Origin of the sequence: Micromonospora sp. CPCC 205539 (assembly GCF_036906815.1) — a bacterium.
Classification (GTDB): Bacteria; Actinomycetota; Actinomycetes; order Mycobacteriales; family Micromonosporaceae; genus Micromonospora.
The window spans coordinates 218,399-231,919 of record NZ_JBAKHW010000002.1; the positions used below are offsets into that span (position 1 = coordinate 218,399).

Consider the following 13,521-nt stretch of genomic DNA (forward strand, 5'->3'; position numbering starts at 1 on the left):
CCCGCCCTTCCCGTGTTCGCTCGGTTCAGCTACGCCCGGTCGATCCGGGTCGATGCTCAGTAACGGTAGGCGCGAATGATGGTCTGCTTGACCGTGTTACCGCTGGTGTCGGTCGCGGCACCCCGCAGCGAGACGAAGCCACTGCCGGACGGGTTGCGCACCCAGGCGACCGCTTTCTCGCCGGCCCGCAGCACGGTCAGCTTCCGCCAGGTCTTGCCGTCGTCGAAGGACGCCTCGACGGTCAGGGACTTGGTCCGACCGGGCGCCGCCCCGACCTGACGGTCGAGCGAGACCGGGATCGCGAACAGCCGCCCGGCCGGCGCCTTGTTGTTCATGTCCAGTTCCGGCGTGTACCGGATCGCCGTCAGCGGCAGCTTCACCAGTTGGCCGTCGCGGACGTGCCCGGATTTGAAGGTCCACTCCGCGTCGACCACGGTCGAGAGGGTGAACTCCGGGTCGCTGCGGAAGGTCGCGGCCAGCCGGTAGTCACCCGCCTCCGCGGGCACGTCCCACGACCAGGGCGCCTGGTCGGCGTCGCCGATCTTGACCCCGTTGCGGTAGAGGTTGACCTGCACGCTGCCGTTGCGAACCTGCCGGAAGCCCATGTGCCCGGCGCCGTCGCCGTGCAGGGGCCCCGGCCCGCCGATCGTGTCGCCCCAGTAGCGGGTGGCGTACTGCTGGCCGAAGTTCGGCTCCGGGAAGACCGGCCCGATCACCCCGTTGGCCCACTTCACCGTGTACGTGCGCCCGGGCCGGTAGCTGGTCCAGTCCGACTGGTAGTACGTGTACCTCGACTGGGCTGACGTCGACTGCCAGACCGCCTGCTTGTCCTGGTTGTAGTACTCCGTGATGGTGCTCGGCGCGTCGTAGGTGAAGCTCGGCGGGATGTTTCGCTCGTCGCGGTAGACCGGCGAGTTGCCGGGCGCGTGCGCGACCGCGAGCCGGGACACCGGCACGCCGGCCACGTCCGCGCTGATCTGTGAACGGACGGTGGCGAAGTCACCCGAGCGCAGCTTGCGGGTCAGCCCGGTCATCATCTTCTGCGGCTCGTAGAGGTAGACCCGGTAGACGTACGGGCTGTTGTGCAGGGTGCTGTCCGGGGACACCTGGCCCCACATGCTGTGCACGTAGGAGACGAAACCAGGCGTCTTGCCGGCCCCGATCTGCGCGGTCCGCACGTACTGGAGGGGGATGTTCATCAGCACGCCGAACGCGTCGTTGCTGCCCGAGATCTGCGGCTCCTCGGTGCGGATCGTCCAGCCGGATTCCTGCCAGACGGCCGTGGCCTTCGGATTCGGCACCGACACCGCGATCGGCTTCGCCAGGCGGGCGTCCATGGTGAGCGCCTGGTCCCTGGTCAGGTCGAGGTTCGGACGGACCAGCGACGTGATCTGCGGGACGTCCCCGTCGACGCGCTCCAGGTAGGTCTGGACCAGGTAGCGACCCGCGCGGAGCCGGTACTTGGTGGTCGTGGGGCTGCCGAGGACCAGAACGCTCTGCCGGTCCAGGTCGGTCACGACGGTCACCCAGCCCTGGTCGGCCGTGGGCGCTCCACCGTCCGGCCCGACGAGCTTGAGGGTCAGCTCATGGCGTACGACGTCGAGCGCGACCGGGGTCTGCACCTGCACGCCGTCACCGGTGGCGGTCACCTCGCCGCCGAAGTAGCGGTCGGGCAGGTTGGTGCTGGCCTGCACGTTGACGGTCACGGTGGCCGTGCCGCCCGCCGGAACGGTTACCGAGGGCGCGCTGAGGCTGAACAGGCCAGCCGGCGCCGGGGCACCGTCCGCGTCCTTGGCGGCGACGGAGACCGCCAGGGTCAGAGCCGAAGAGCCGCTGTTCGCGTACGTGATGATGCTCTTCTGCGTGGCGGCGGTCCGCTCGAAGGCGACGCTGACCGGGCTCGCCGTGACGGTCTGCTTGATCGCCCGGGCGACGTCGAGGAAGCCCGCGCCCTGCTCGTAGACGCCGATGGCGTCGTTCGGCTGCGCGGCCGCCATCAGGGTGGACTTGATCCGCTCGGGTGCCCAGTCCGGGTGCTGCTGGGTCAGGATCGCCGCCGCGCCAGCCATGTGCGGGGTGGCCATCGAGGTGCCCGACATACTGGTGTACTGCGGGTTCTCGTCGATCGGCCACAGCTCGGAGGCCGAGCTGCGGGCGGCGACGATGCCGGCGCCGGGCGCGGTGATGTCCGGCTTGATGCCGCCGGTCGCGCTCGGACCCCGGCTGGAGAACTCGGCCAGCTCACCCGTCTTGGTCACGGCGCCCACGGTCAGCGCCTCGGTCATGCCGCCGGGCGAGTCCACCGTGGATTCGCCGCCCATACCCTCGTTGCCCGCCGCGACGACGAAGAGCACGCCGTAACGGTGGGTGAGGTCGACCAGGGCCGCTTCGATCGGGTCGGTCTCCGGGCTGTCCGGGCCGCCGAGGCTCATGTTGACGACCTTGACGCCCTGCTCAGCCGCCCAGGTCATGCCGGCCAGGATCGCCGACTCCGGGCAGCCCGCCTCGACGCAGACCTTCGCGCTGTAGAGCTTCGCGCCGGGCGCCATGCCCTTGTAGCGGCCCTGCGAGGCGGCCGCGGTGCCAGCGATGGTGGAGGCGACGTGGGTGCCGTGCCCGACCCGGTCGAGGGCGTCCGACTCGTCGGTGAAGTTCTCCGCCGCGACGACCTGCCCGGCCAGGTCGGGGTGGGTCTGGTCGACGCCGGTGTCGATGACGCCGACCTTCACCCCCGTTCCCGTGAAGCCGGCCTGCCAGGCCTGCGGCGCACCGGTCAGCGGGACGCTGACGTCGAGGGTGGGGTGACGCAGCCCGTCGAGCCAGATCTTGTCGAAGCCGGCCCGCAGTTGCCGCGCGCCGTCGTTCGCGGTCGACGTGACGGTGTTCCAGAACAAGACCGCGTCCTTACGGTTCTCCGCGACGGCGCTCACGCCGGAGAGCTCCCGGGTGGTCTGGGCGCCGGAGAGGCGGGCAGGGGCGGCGCCGCCGTGCTGGACGATGAGCGGCAGGGTGGTCCGCGCGTCGTCGTAACCGAAGTCGACCAGCGTCGAGACGTCGAAGAGCCGCTCGTCGAGCTTGCCCCGGTTGAGCAGGCCGACGGCGTCGGAGGGAATGACGGTGACGTCCTTCCCGGCGCTGTGCGTGATGAAGGGGATCTTCTCCCGCCCCTTGCCGGGCACCACCTCGACGGCCGTCTGCCCGTTCACCGTGCTGACCTTGACGGTGTCGCCGGTGATCAGGGTGACCGAACGGGGGGCGGACGCGACCCCGGGAGTGGTTGCCGGCTTCGCGCCGCCCGATGCGGGTTGGCCGGGGGTCGGAGCAGCGGCGTTTGCGCTGGCCAGCGGTAAGCCGAGCGTCAGGGTGAGCGCGGTGCCGAGGGCGATCAGCCCGGAGCCCCGCCGAATCGGTGGTAAAGGCACAGTGTCCCCTTCGCGTCGACGAGCTGTACGCAAGGAGCATTGATCAAGTTCGGCGGATGTCGAGTGCTCGGCCGTGGCGTCTCTGCGCCATGGCGCAGAAACGCCGGCAGGGTCGCGAGGGCAGGACCTCCATGCTCACGACGGCATGGGCCCGAGGTTGGGCTGTCACTCCGGCGGGAGCCGGTCGGCGAGGAACAGAGCAGCGAGCCTGGGGAGTCGGCGTTGCCATTCGCCTCGATCGTCAAGATCCCAATGGTCGTCAGCGAGCGACGGCTCGACGATCGGGTCAGCAGTCACCGACCCCTCGGGATACGCGGCGTTCCAGAAGGCGTCCGGGTCGCCTGTCCGCCGCTCATACGCCTTGTGCGCCGCAAAGAGCAGCTCCGCATCGCCGATCCAGAGGACTTCTCCGGTCGACGCGCTGATCTCTTGGACAGCGGGGTGCCCGGCGAGTGAATCCGCTTGGCTGACCACTGCCTCGAACGTGCTTCTGCCGAGCCCGACGAGCCCTGCCCGGAAGTCGGAGAATCCGTCGTCGGACAGGAACCCGTGCTCGATAACCCAGCACGCCGCGCAGGTATCCCAGTTGTCGACCTGGTCGAGCACGTCACCGAGCAGACGGTCGAACGCGACAATCTCCGGCAGCTCACGATGGCTCAGCTCTGCCACAAGCGCCTCAGCGACCGCACTCGGCTGACTGTCTTCGATGGCTCGGTCTGCCGCTGGACCTGCTGCCATTCGTGCCCGCTCAACAACCTGCCAGAACCCGTCCACGTCCACGGCCGCCAGTGTCCAGGACCGGTGTGACAGCGTGGGTGTCACACCCGCCCATGAGCGCGGTCCAGAACATCTCGCAGGCCTGATGCCGGGCCGGCCGGAACACCTTCCCAAGGGGAGACCCAACTCTTGGTGGATCTCCCCTTGCCGCGTCATGTGATTAGCAGTCGTACACGGTTACGGCGTAGCTCGTCTGCAGACCGATGAAGTGTTGACCTGGCCCGAGGTCCGGTAGCTGCCGGTACCAGGGGCCACCGCCGTCGGAGCGGTACTGGACGGTGCAGTGGTTGGCCCCGGTGTACCAGCCAGCGGTGTTAGCCCAGCCGAAATACCAGTCGGACCACTGACCGGACGGTAGGACGGCATCGTAAGTGCCGTGCGTGTACTTACCGTCCCGGACATGGATAACGCCGAGACCGCCGCCCCATTCGTTGTAGATGTAGTTGCCCGCCGCGAGGGACGCGCGCGGTCGCTGCGCCACGAAACGGAGCAGCTCCGCCTCCGCAGCCTGCTTGCTCTTCATCACGGACGGTGCGGGCTCGGCGGGTGATGCGGAGGCGAGGCTTGCCGGGAGCACCATGGACAGGATCACTGCCACAACCACGGTGAAGAGCCCTCGCCGTCGGATAGATCGCACAGCAGTTTCTCCATTCTGGATTTGAGATCCGACGCGCCCAGGCGCCGCGGCATCGAGCGAAACCCACAGAGGCTGAGGTGCGGCGCGAGAACGAGAAATCGCCAGACCTCTGGGTGACCTCCACCGACGTTTCGCTGTAGCTGACCGGGGCGCTCTGGTCTCGTTGAGTTCGGTCGGCCCTGCTGCCCGCAGTCTTGCAAGAGGATGTTGGCTCGATGTTGGTCAGCAGATGGAGTGAACGCCACGACGTCGCGATGGAGGTGGGACTGGTCGAAGCGGACCAGCTTCGCGGCGCGTTCGGGTGCCGCGCCGGATGATCCTGCGGTACGCGACCCCGCCTGCCACTGGTCGGCGAGCAACGCGTCGACCAATCCGAACCGGTCCTCCCACGACGAGCCGTTGCTCAGGGCACCGCTGCTCGCTAGACCTGGGCGACACCGTCCGGCAGGCCGGCAGCATTCGGCGACAGCAGCGCCCGCACCCCGGACAGGTACGCATCAGGATGGGTGCCGTGGATCAGCAGGCGCTGCAGGACGAAGCCCTGTGCCAGGCCGAGCATCGCGGCGCCGACCTCATCCGGGACCGCGTCGGCGGACAGCTTCCCGGCCGCCTGCCAGCGGCGGGCGACCTCGGCGAAGTGCCCGCGCAGCCGCTGGTAGACCTCGTCGGCACGGTCGGCGAGTTGCGGGCTGCGCAAGGCTTCGGCCCACACCTGCACCCCGATCCGGCTGATGTCGACGCCCGTGGCCGGGTCGTTGGCGATCCGGCCGGTGATCACCTTGATCATCGTGGCCAGCGCTTGCTCGGGGGACGGGGCGGCCCCGTCGGCGAGCAGAGCCGCGAAGGCCTCGTCCGCGGCACCCAGCGCGGTCTCTGCGACCGCCACGATCAAGTCTTCCTTGCTGCGGAAATAGCCGTAGACCGCACCTGCCGACAGCCCGGCTTCGCTGATGATGTCGGCCATCGACGTGGCGTGGAAGCCGTTGCGGGCGAACAACCGCGCTGCCGCGGCGACGATCTCGGCGCGGCGGGTGGCCCGGTACTGCTCAGAGACTCGTGGCATGTGACGAACCTTAAAGACGAACGGTTGTTCTTGATTGAGTTTAACCTGGCTGGCAAAGTAAAACGAACAACCGTTCTTTTTGAGGAGTCGCCATGGCCAGCCCTGCTCCGCCCCACCCCGTCCCCTCGTCGTGGCCGGCCGTAGCCAAGGCCGTCGCCCTGCTCACGATCATCATCAGCGTGCTGCTCACCGCCTTTGCCTGGCCCGCCGTACGCTCGTCGATCCACGACGTGCCGATCGCTGTGGCCGGACCTGCGGCGACCGCCGACCAGATCAGCGCCGCCCTCGAACAGCGTCTGCCGAGCGCCTTCGACATCACCCGCGTCACCGGAACGGCCGCCGCCGAGAAGCTGATCCGCGACCGCGACGTCTACGGGGCGATCGACGTCAGCACCGGCACCCCGCGAGTCTTGACCGCGTCGGCCGGCAGCACGTCGGTCGCGCAGACATTGCAGGCCGTCGGCACCGCTCTCGCCCAGGCCCAGGCCCAGGGCGCCACCCCGGCGGTCGCCGTCCAGGACATCGTGGCCCTGCCCGTCGACGACCCACGCGGCGCCGGCCTGGCCGCCGGCGCGCTGCCCCTGGTCCTCGGCGGCATGCTCGCCGCCGTGCTGCTCACCCGCCTGGTCCGCGGCCGGGTCCGCCGCATCGTCGGCGCCTTCGGCTTCGCCGGCACCGGCGGCCTGGCCATGGCGGCGATCCTGCAGGTCTGGCTCGGCTCCCTCGGCGGCACCTACCTCGCCAACGCTGGCGCCATCGCCCTGACCATCGCAGCCACCTCGCTGTTCATCCTGGGCCTGGAATCCCTGCTCGGCTACGCCGGATTCGGCATCGGCTCGGCCACCATGATGCTGATCGGCAACCCGCTGTCCGGCACGTCCACCGCCCCGGAGATGCTGCCCGGCTGGTCCGGCGCCCTCGGCCAACTGCTGCCACCCGGCGCCGGCGGGCAGCTGTTGCGCTCCACCGCCTACTTCGGCGGCCACGGCGACGCTCAGCCGATCATTGTCCTGCTCACCTGGCTCGTCGTCGGGGCGGCACTGAGCCTGCTCGGCCACCACCGCTCCCGCCGCGCCACCACCGCCACGCCGGCCCACGCCGCCCCGGCGGAGCCGAACTCGTACGCGACGGCCTGACGGCCACGCGTCGGGCGCTCTCGCCGCGAATGCGGTGGCCGACCCAACAAGCTGACCCGAGGCCTCGACTCTCCGAGCTTGCGTAAGGTCGCCAACCTTTCCAAGGGCCAGCCGGCGCTGTCCGTAGCGGCCCGACGTCTAGGAGAAACGAGAGGTTCGAGCACATCTATCGATATACGCTGCATTGAAAGTCACCTTTGTGGAGGGAGACCGATGACCACGCGACGAATGAGTGCTCGGCTGGCAGGTATCGCGTTGCTCACGGCGGCGGTGACCTACGTTGTGCCCGCGACACCGGCTTCGGCGGCCTGTGGGCAGGGCTGGTCGGACCGGAGCAGCCGCACAGCCGTGGTGACGGCAAACGGTCTCCGTTACCGCACCGGGCCGCACACGTCCTGCACCGCCTATGGCCAGGTGAATCGCGGCGTGACGGCGTACCTCGACTGCGCCACGCGCGGCGACACGGTCAACGGCAACGCCATCTGGTGGCACGCGCGCTTCAGCACCGGTGGGTCCGGCTTCATCAGCGGGGCGTACCTCAACCCGTGGATCCCGTACACCACCGAGAACTGCTGATCCCAATCGGCCGGGACCCGGGCTCGCACTCGCGACGAACGACCCGGTCCCGGTCGATCGACGGCTCGACGTGGTCCGATCTTCGCGGCCCGGTCGATACGGCGAAGCCCGTTACCGGTTATTCCGGTAACGGGCTTTTGACCTGCACAAACCAAGGGTGGGCGATGCTGGTATCGAACCAGCGACCTCTTCGGTGTGAACGAAGCGCTCTCCCACTGAGCTAATCGCCCTCAGCGCCGGTAACTCTACCCGATCGTGGAACCGGACCGGAAATCCGGGGTCAGTGCGTCGCCAGGTACTGCATCACCCTGGCCACCACATCGATGCCGAGGCTGTACTTGAGCGACAGCCAGACCACCACGGCCACGAAGATCAGGCCGACGGAACCGAGCACGATTCGTACCGGCAGCGACTGCCGCTTGGCCCAGTTGGTCCAGCCGTACACGTGTCGGCGGGTGAAGCCGAGCAGCCGGCGCGCCCAGTGGTATTCGACGGCCCAGATGCCCAGCCCGGCGATCACCAGCAGCCAGCCCGGCCCGGGCAGTGGAATGAGCGCGATGCCGACGGTCACGACGACCGCCCCGGCGATCGCAATGAAGATCTTGAGGGCGATTCGCCCGGTGGGGTTGGCCCGGATCAGGTCGAGGGTGGTGGAGACCTGCTCGCGCCAGCGCGGCCGTCGCGGCGGATCGACCACCGCAGTGCTGCCACTGACACGGCCGGCGTCGGATGTCGGCCGAACAGGCCGCTCGGGCTGCTCCATCGGCGCTCCGTACCCCCGCTTTTCGGCTGATCGGGCCGCGACCGGCGGCGGGCCGGGCGTCGCGGACTGATCCAATGAGGATCGTTTCGTGACCATTTCACCCCCCAGTGTCGCTCGGGCCCGTCACTGCAACGGCCGACTGGACGTTACCGGAGTAAGTCGACGACTGAGCCACCCGATACCGGGCGGGATCACGCACTGGGCAGAACCGGAAATCCTACCTGAATCCTCACATTCAAGTGGCGCTTCCGACCCCCTTCCCACCACTGGGTGAAGTCAGCGTATGGCGGAGCGTAGCCAGGAGTAGCACCTGAGTATGGGAAAAGCGGGACACGCGCGTTCCGCAGCGGTGCCGGGGGGAGAACGTCCATGAGTGTCATTCGACCGACGACCGTAGAGGTCGAGACGTCGCTAAGGCTCGTCGCACCTGACGCCACGGCCTTGCCGGTGCGTGCCAGTCTGCGTTACGACCCTGCTGACCCGTATGCGGTCCATGTCCTGTTCCATGCCGAGTCGGCCGGCGGTGAGGCGGTCAGTTGGTCCTTTGCCCGCGAGCTGCTGGTCACCGGCCTGGACGAGCCGGCCGGCATCGGAGACGTTCGGGTCTGGCCCTGGGCCACCCCGCGCGGCGACTTCGTCGCGCTGGCCCTCTCGTCACCAGACGGCAACGCCCTCTTCGAGGTGCCGCGCAGCGTTCTGGTGCGTTTCCTTCGACGGACCTACGTCGTCGTCCCGCGCGGTCGTGAGGCCGAGCACCTGGACGTCGACACAGCGGTGAACCGGCTGCTCGCCGGTCGCTGACCACTGCCCGATCGGGCAAAACCGGCCAGCACAGGGCCGCGCGGATCTGCCGAGTCCGCGCGGCCTTGCCACACCCACGGGGTACGCGGGCCCGCCCGCCCCGGGCTGGGCGGTGCTCAGCCGTGGGTGGTGATACCACCGTCTACGGGAATGACCGCGCCGGTCAGGTAGGCGCCGGCCCGCGACGAGAGGTAGATGGCCGTTCCGGCCATGTCTTCGGGGCGGCCGATCCGGCCCAGCGGGACCTGCTGCTCGATGGTGGCCCGGCTCGTCGGGTCGTTCAGCGCGAACGCCATCATCTTGCTCTCGAACGGCCCGGGTGCGATCGCGTTGACGGTGATCTGCTCGCCGGCCAGTTGATGGGCCAGGCTACGGGTGAGCATGTGCACGGCCGCCTTGGTGGCCGAGTACGCGTACACCTCCATCCACGGCACCCGGACACCGTCGATGGACCCGATGTTGATCACGCGGGCCGGGTCGTCGGCCGTGGCGGCAGCGCGCAGCGCCGGCAGCAGGGCGGTGGTGAGCCGGAAGACGGCCTTGACGTTGACCGCCCAGAGCTTGTCGAACGCGGCCTCCGGATATTCCTCGAGCGGCGCACCCCAGGTGGCGCCCGCGTTGTTGACCAGCACGTCGAGGCGGGGGAAGCGTTCCCGCACGGCGCTGGCCAGCGCCTCGGCGCCAGCATCGTCGCTCAGGTCGGCCGGGATCGCCTCGCAGCGACCCTCGGCGGAGAGTTCCTTGGCGACCGCCTCGCAGACGTCCGCCTTACGGGACGAGATGATCACGCGCGCCCCCGCCCGGACGAAGCCCTGGGCGATCATCAGACCGATCCCCCGCGACCCGCCGGTGACCAGAACCGTCTTGCCTTCGACCGAGAACAGCTGCGTCATGCCCATCCCATCGCGAGTCGGCGGGGGCCGCCGGTCCGGCGGGCGGCCGGCGGGGCGCCGAACGGACCACCGGCCGGCCGACGCTACCGCCGGGTAAGGTAGCCCGCCCGCCGTGATCACGACAAGCCCGTGGCGGCGTACCAAATCGTTGGTCCGACCGGCGGACACCGCCGGTCGGGATGCGATGACCTGCGGTTCGGGCTACCGTCGCAGACGATGGTCTCCACCGGTCCCACCCCCGCGGCACCGATCAGCGCGGCGCCACCCGCACCTGGCGAGATAGCCACCTTCGCGCTGGCCGACCTGGCCCGCGACCGGAGCTGGCACCGACCGGTGTTCGTCGAGCGGGAGTTGCTGATCCTCACCACCCGTGGGCACGGCGACGCCGAGTTGGATTTCCATCTGCTGCCCTGCCGCCCCGGCACGCTGCTGCGGATCCGCGCCGGCCAGGTGCTGCGCTGCGCCGGCCGGCAGTTCGATGCCACCGTGGTCGCCTGGGAGATGGCGGCGCTCCGCGGCCTCGACGTCGACCCGGACGCCCTCGCGACCTGGCGACAGCTGGCCGGCGAGGACGAGGACGCGGTGATCAGCGAGGTGAGCCAGTTGGCAGTGGACTGTCAGCGACACGGCGACCGCCCCGCCGCCCACGCCCTGCTCCGCCATCAGCTCGCCGTGCTGCTGCTGCGGCTGGCCCTGTCGGGCGCGGGCCAGCCGGCGCTCCCGCCCGAGGCGGAGACGTTCGACCGGTTCTGTCGCGAGGTGGAGCGGGGTTACCAGCACACCCGCCGGGTGGAGGATTACGCCGCCGGGCTCGGCTGCTCGGTACGGACCCTGACCCGGGCCTGTCTGGCCGTCACCGGGCGTAGCGCCAAGCAGGTCATCGACGAACGGGTCGCGTTGCAGGCCGGGCGGTTGCTCGCCGCGACCGACGACCCGATCGCCCAGATCGGCGGCCGGCTCGGGTTCACCGAACCCACCAACTTCGGGCGCTTCTTCACCCGCGAGGTCGGGGTCAGCCCCGGCGCGTTCCGGGCCGCCCGGGACCAGCCGGTCACCGGTCGGGTGGTCCGGCCCCGACCGCCGGCCGAGGCGACGACCGTCAACAGCAGGCGATTCCGCCAGGGTGGCCACGCCGGATCGGTCAACGTCGGTCACGCCACCCGACCCGGTCCGCCCACCGGCCCGGTCGACGGCACGGGCCGGGCATGATGGCAGGGTGCAGATCTCCGCGCGCGGCGACTACGCGGTACGGGCAGCGCTGAGCCTCGCAGCCGCGTACCCCTCGCTGCTGTCCACCCAGGCCATCGCCGGCGAGCAGGACCTGCCCCGCAAGTTCCTGGAGGCGGTCCTGGCCGATCTGCGCCGGGCCGGCATCGTCCGTGCCCAGCGCGGCGCCGAGGGCGGCTACACGCTGGCCAGCCCGCCGCGCGAGGTGACCGTCGGCGCGGTGCTGCGCGCGGTGGAGGGCCCGCTGGCCGGGGTACGCGGCCTGCGTCCCGAGGAGACCCGGTACGAGGGCGCGGCGGAGAATCTGCCCGGCCTGTGGGTGGCGGTGCGCGCCTCGGTCCGGCGGGTGGTCGACGAGGTGAGCCTCTCCGAGATCATCAGCGGTCGGCTGCCCGCACACGTCCGCAAGCTCACCGCCCTCCCCGACGCCTGGGAGCCGCGCTGACCCCGGCCCGCGTCAGAGGGTCTGCACCACCTCCGCGGTGCTGAGCCGGGGCAGCCGCTCCTGCCAGGCGTCGAGGCCGGGATGGCCGATGATCATCAGTAGCAGCGCCTCGTGCCGTCCATCGGGAAAGAACTCCCGGGTCACGCCGGCAGGGTCGAACCCGGCCATCGGGCCGGCCGCCAGCCCCGCCGCGCGTACGCCCACCACCAGGTAGCCGATCTGGAGCGTCGCGCTGAACCGGGCCTGTTCGGCTCGGACCGCCCGGTCGGTCAGCCAGGCTCGGGCCTGCGGTTGGGGCGGGTACAGCTCAGGCAGCCGTTCGTGGAAGTCCACGTCGGCGGCGAGCACCGCCACCAGTGGCGCGTTGGCCGTCTTCGGCCGGTTCCTCCTCGAGACGTACGGGAGCAGCCGGGCCCGGGCCTCGGCGGAGCGCAGCAGCAGCACCCGCAGCGGCTGCGCGTTCCACGCGGTCGGCCCGTACCTGATCAGGTCGTGGATCGCCGCGACCTGGGCGTCGGTGACCGGCTCGTCGGTGAACGTGTTGGCCGTGCGGGCCGCCCGGAACAGCAGGTCCTGGGCGGCCCGGTCCAGCGCGAGCAGGTCGGTGGCGGCAGGCGCGCTCACGTCACCACCGGTAGGACCGCGCTGGCGTGGTCGCCCCAGTGGTGCACCAGCGGCGCACCGTCGCCGCCGTCGCCCAACGCCAGCGGCTCGGCGATCATCACGGTGTGGTCACCGGCCGGGATCCGGTGCACCACCCGGCAGAACAGCCGGGCCAGCACCCCACGCAGCAACGGCACCCCGAATGGCCCCGCCGTCCAGTCCGGGAATGCGGCGAACCGGTCGATGCCGCTGGTGGCGAAGATCCGCGCGGCATCCTGCTGCCCCGCGGCCAGCAGGTGAACCGCGACGTGCTCGGCGCGAGCGAGCACCGGCCAGCTCGACGAGTCCGTCCCGAGACAGAACGAGACCAGCGGCGGGTCCAGCGAGACCGACGTGAACGAGGTGGCGGTGAACCCGGCCCGGATCGGCGGGCCGACCCCGTCGAGGCAGGCCGGTGCGGTGCCTCGGGCCACCCCGGTGACCACCGTGACGCTGGTCGCCTGCCGGCGCAGCAGCCGGCGGAACAGATCCCGGTCCACCGGCCGCAGCTCGGCGGCGTCCATCCGCGGACGCTCCACGGTGGTCATGCCGGCACCAGGGCCGACGCGGCGAGCAGGGTCAGCAGCTCGCGGTGGTGCCGCCAGGCGGCCTCGTGGTGGCCTACGTCCCGCTGCGACATGACCTCATGCTGCCGCCGATGGGATCGACGGTCAACGGTCTTCCAGAAGATGAGAATTTGTAAGTCTGACCACGCTAGCAGCCAACCTGAGCAGCGAATCCGAACGAGTATCACCTATCTGTTGGATAGAGATTGGACAGCGCGCGCCGGCCGACCGTCCAGGCCGGACACCGAACGGGTTTCAGAACTCGCCAAGTCGGGCATGTTCGATCTCGACACGGCAGGGAACGGTGAGGAAGGGAGTCCTCCGATGGGCCTCATGTTTCGCAAGCGTAAGAAGATCGGTCCGCTGATCCTGAACTTCACCGAGAACGGCTTCTCCTCCTGGAGCATCAAGATCGGGCGTTGGTCCTGGAACTCCAAGGCCAAGGCGCACCGGGTCGACCTGCCGGGTCCGCTGTCCTGGAAGCAGGACAAGTCCCGGTCGTAGCGTCCCCGGGGGTCGAGCGGGGTGCCGGTGATTCACCGGCACCCCGCTCGGCGTCCCAGGCCGGCCGCG

General features: G+C 70.0%; 14 protein-coding genes and 1 tRNA gene. 6 read left to right on the plus strand and 9 right to left on the minus strand.

What is annotated here, in order from left to right:
• Positions 1–56 precede the first annotated feature (56 nt).
• The 4 genes from V6V47_RS03180 to V6V47_RS03195 form a co-directional block, all read right to left on the minus strand.
• Positions 57–3,422 carry a S8 family peptidase gene (locus V6V47_RS03180; protein ID WP_334626427.1) on the minus strand — a complete coding sequence of 1,122 codons (3,366 nt, stop codon included), beginning with the start codon at positions 3,420–3,422 and terminating at the stop codon, positions 57–59.
• 165 nt (positions 3,423–3,587) lie between these two features.
• The gene (locus V6V47_RS03185) at positions 3,588–4,202 is read right to left on the minus strand and encodes a DUF4240 domain-containing protein (protein WP_334626428.1); all 615 of its coding nucleotides are present in this window, start codon (positions 4,200–4,202) and stop codon (positions 3,588–3,590) included.
• Between the two features lie 157 nt (positions 4,203–4,359).
• Positions 4,360–4,722 (minus strand): hypothetical protein, encoded by a 363-nt coding sequence (locus tag V6V47_RS03190; protein WP_334626429.1) that lies wholly within the window; start codon positions 4,720–4,722, stop codon positions 4,360–4,362.
• Between the two features lie 535 nt (positions 4,723–5,257).
• The gene (locus tag V6V47_RS03195) at positions 5,258–5,899 is read right to left on the minus strand and encodes a TetR/AcrR family transcriptional regulator (protein ID WP_334626430.1); all 642 of its coding nucleotides are present in this window, start codon (positions 5,897–5,899) and stop codon (positions 5,258–5,260) included.
• Positions 5,900–5,991: 92 nt separating this feature from the next.
• On the opposite strand from V6V47_RS03195, the gene V6V47_RS03200 reads away from it, so the two are divergent.
• Complete coding sequence (locus V6V47_RS03200; RefSeq protein ID WP_334626431.1) at positions 5,992–7,035, plus strand: hypothetical protein; 1,044 nt, start codon at positions 5,992–5,994, stop codon at positions 7,033–7,035.
• A gap of 213 nt (positions 7,036–7,248) precedes the next feature.
• Entirely contained in the window at positions 7,249–7,611 is a 363-nt protein-coding gene (locus tag V6V47_RS03205) for a hypothetical protein (RefSeq protein ID WP_334626432.1), read from the plus strand.
• Positions 7,612–7,769: 158 nt separating this feature from the next.
• On the opposite strand, the gene V6V47_RS03210 is transcribed toward V6V47_RS03205, so the two are convergent.
• Positions 7,770–7,841 (minus strand) — tRNA-Val (locus V6V47_RS03210).
• Positions 7,842–7,891: 50 nt separating this feature from the next.
• Positions 7,892–8,470 (minus strand): TIGR02611 family protein, encoded by a 579-nt coding sequence (locus V6V47_RS03215; RefSeq protein ID WP_334626433.1) that lies wholly within the window; start codon positions 8,468–8,470, stop codon positions 7,892–7,894.
• A gap of 273 nt (positions 8,471–8,743) precedes the next feature.
• Between V6V47_RS03215 and V6V47_RS03220 the strand changes: the two genes are divergently transcribed.
• Positions 8,744–9,175, plus strand: a complete 432-nt coding sequence (locus V6V47_RS03220; protein WP_007457244.1) for an SsgA family sporulation/cell division regulator — start codon at positions 8,744–8,746, stop codon at positions 9,173–9,175.
• Positions 9,176–9,291: 116 nt separating this feature from the next.
• Here V6V47_RS03220 and V6V47_RS03225 read toward each other — a convergent pair whose 3' ends face one another.
• Positions 9,292–10,068 carry a glucose 1-dehydrogenase gene (locus tag V6V47_RS03225; RefSeq protein ID WP_334626434.1) on the minus strand — a complete coding sequence of 259 codons (777 nt, stop codon included), beginning with the start codon at positions 10,066–10,068 and terminating at the stop codon, positions 9,292–9,294.
• 216 nt (positions 10,069–10,284) lie between these two features.
• Between V6V47_RS03225 and V6V47_RS03230 the strand changes: the two genes are divergently transcribed.
• Both V6V47_RS03230 and V6V47_RS03235 read left to right on the plus strand, forming a co-directional pair.
• Positions 10,285–11,277 carry a helix-turn-helix domain-containing protein gene (locus V6V47_RS03230; RefSeq protein ID WP_334626435.1) on the plus strand — a complete coding sequence of 331 codons (993 nt, stop codon included), beginning with the start codon at positions 10,285–10,287 and terminating at the stop codon, positions 11,275–11,277.
• Positions 11,278–11,284: 7 nt separating this feature from the next.
• The gene (locus tag V6V47_RS03235; RefSeq protein WP_334626436.1) at positions 11,285–11,740 is read left to right on the plus strand and encodes an RrF2 family transcriptional regulator; all 456 of its coding nucleotides are present in this window, start codon (positions 11,285–11,287) and stop codon (positions 11,738–11,740) included.
• Between the two features lie 12 nt (positions 11,741–11,752).
• Here V6V47_RS03235 and V6V47_RS03240 read toward each other — a convergent pair whose 3' ends face one another.
• Positions 11,753–12,364, minus strand: coding sequence for a malonic semialdehyde reductase (locus tag V6V47_RS03240; protein ID WP_334626437.1), 612 nt, complete (start codon positions 12,362–12,364; stop codon positions 11,753–11,755).
• Positions 12,361–12,930 (minus strand): flavin reductase family protein, encoded by a 570-nt coding sequence (locus V6V47_RS03245; protein ID WP_334626438.1) that lies wholly within the window; start codon positions 12,928–12,930, stop codon positions 12,361–12,363. Before V6V47_RS03245 ends, V6V47_RS03240 begins: the two co-directional genes overlap by 4 nt.
• Before the next feature lie 342 nt (positions 12,931–13,272).
• Here V6V47_RS03245 and V6V47_RS03250 point away from each other — a divergent pair, with 342 nt between their 5' ends.
• On the plus strand, positions 13,273–13,452 hold the full coding sequence (locus tag V6V47_RS03250; protein WP_334626439.1) for a DUF4236 domain-containing protein: 180 nt from the start codon (positions 13,273–13,275) through the stop codon (positions 13,450–13,452).
• Positions 13,453–13,521 lie beyond the last annotated feature (69 nt).

Bases quoted from the DNA above. Each gene is read 5' to 3' on its own strand.
- V6V47_RS03190 (WP_334626429.1), bottom strand. From the start codon at position 4,722: ATGAAGAGCAAGCAGGCTGCGGAGGCGGAGCTGCTCCGTTTCGTGGCG.
- V6V47_RS03195 (WP_334626430.1), bottom strand. From the start codon at position 5,899: ATGCCACGAGTCTCTGAGCAGTACCGGGCCACCCGCCGCGCCGAGATC.
- V6V47_RS03200 (WP_334626431.1), top strand. From the start codon at position 5,992: ATGGCCAGCCCTGCTCCGCCCCACCCCGTCCCCTCGTCGTGGCCGGCC.
- V6V47_RS03205 (WP_334626432.1), top strand. From the start codon at position 7,249: ATGACCACGCGACGAATGAGTGCTCGGCTGGCAGGTATCGCGTTGCTC.
- V6V47_RS03215 (WP_334626433.1), bottom strand. From the start codon at position 8,470: ATGGTCACGAAACGATCCTCATTGGATCAGTCCGCGACGCCCGGCCCG.
- V6V47_RS03220 (WP_007457244.1), top strand. From the start codon at position 8,744: ATGAGTGTCATTCGACCGACGACCGTAGAGGTCGAGACGTCGCTAAGG.
- V6V47_RS03225 (WP_334626434.1), bottom strand. From the start codon at position 10,068: ATGACGCAGCTGTTCTCGGTCGAAGGCAAGACGGTTCTGGTCACCGGC.
- V6V47_RS03230 (WP_334626435.1), top strand. From the start codon at position 10,285: ATGGTCTCCACCGGTCCCACCCCCGCGGCACCGATCAGCGCGGCGCCA.
- V6V47_RS03245 (WP_334626438.1), bottom strand. From the start codon at position 12,930: ATGACCACCGTGGAGCGTCCGCGGATGGACGCCGCCGAGCTGCGGCCG.
- V6V47_RS03250 (WP_334626439.1), top strand. From the start codon at position 13,273: ATGGGCCTCATGTTTCGCAAGCGTAAGAAGATCGGTCCGCTGATCCTG.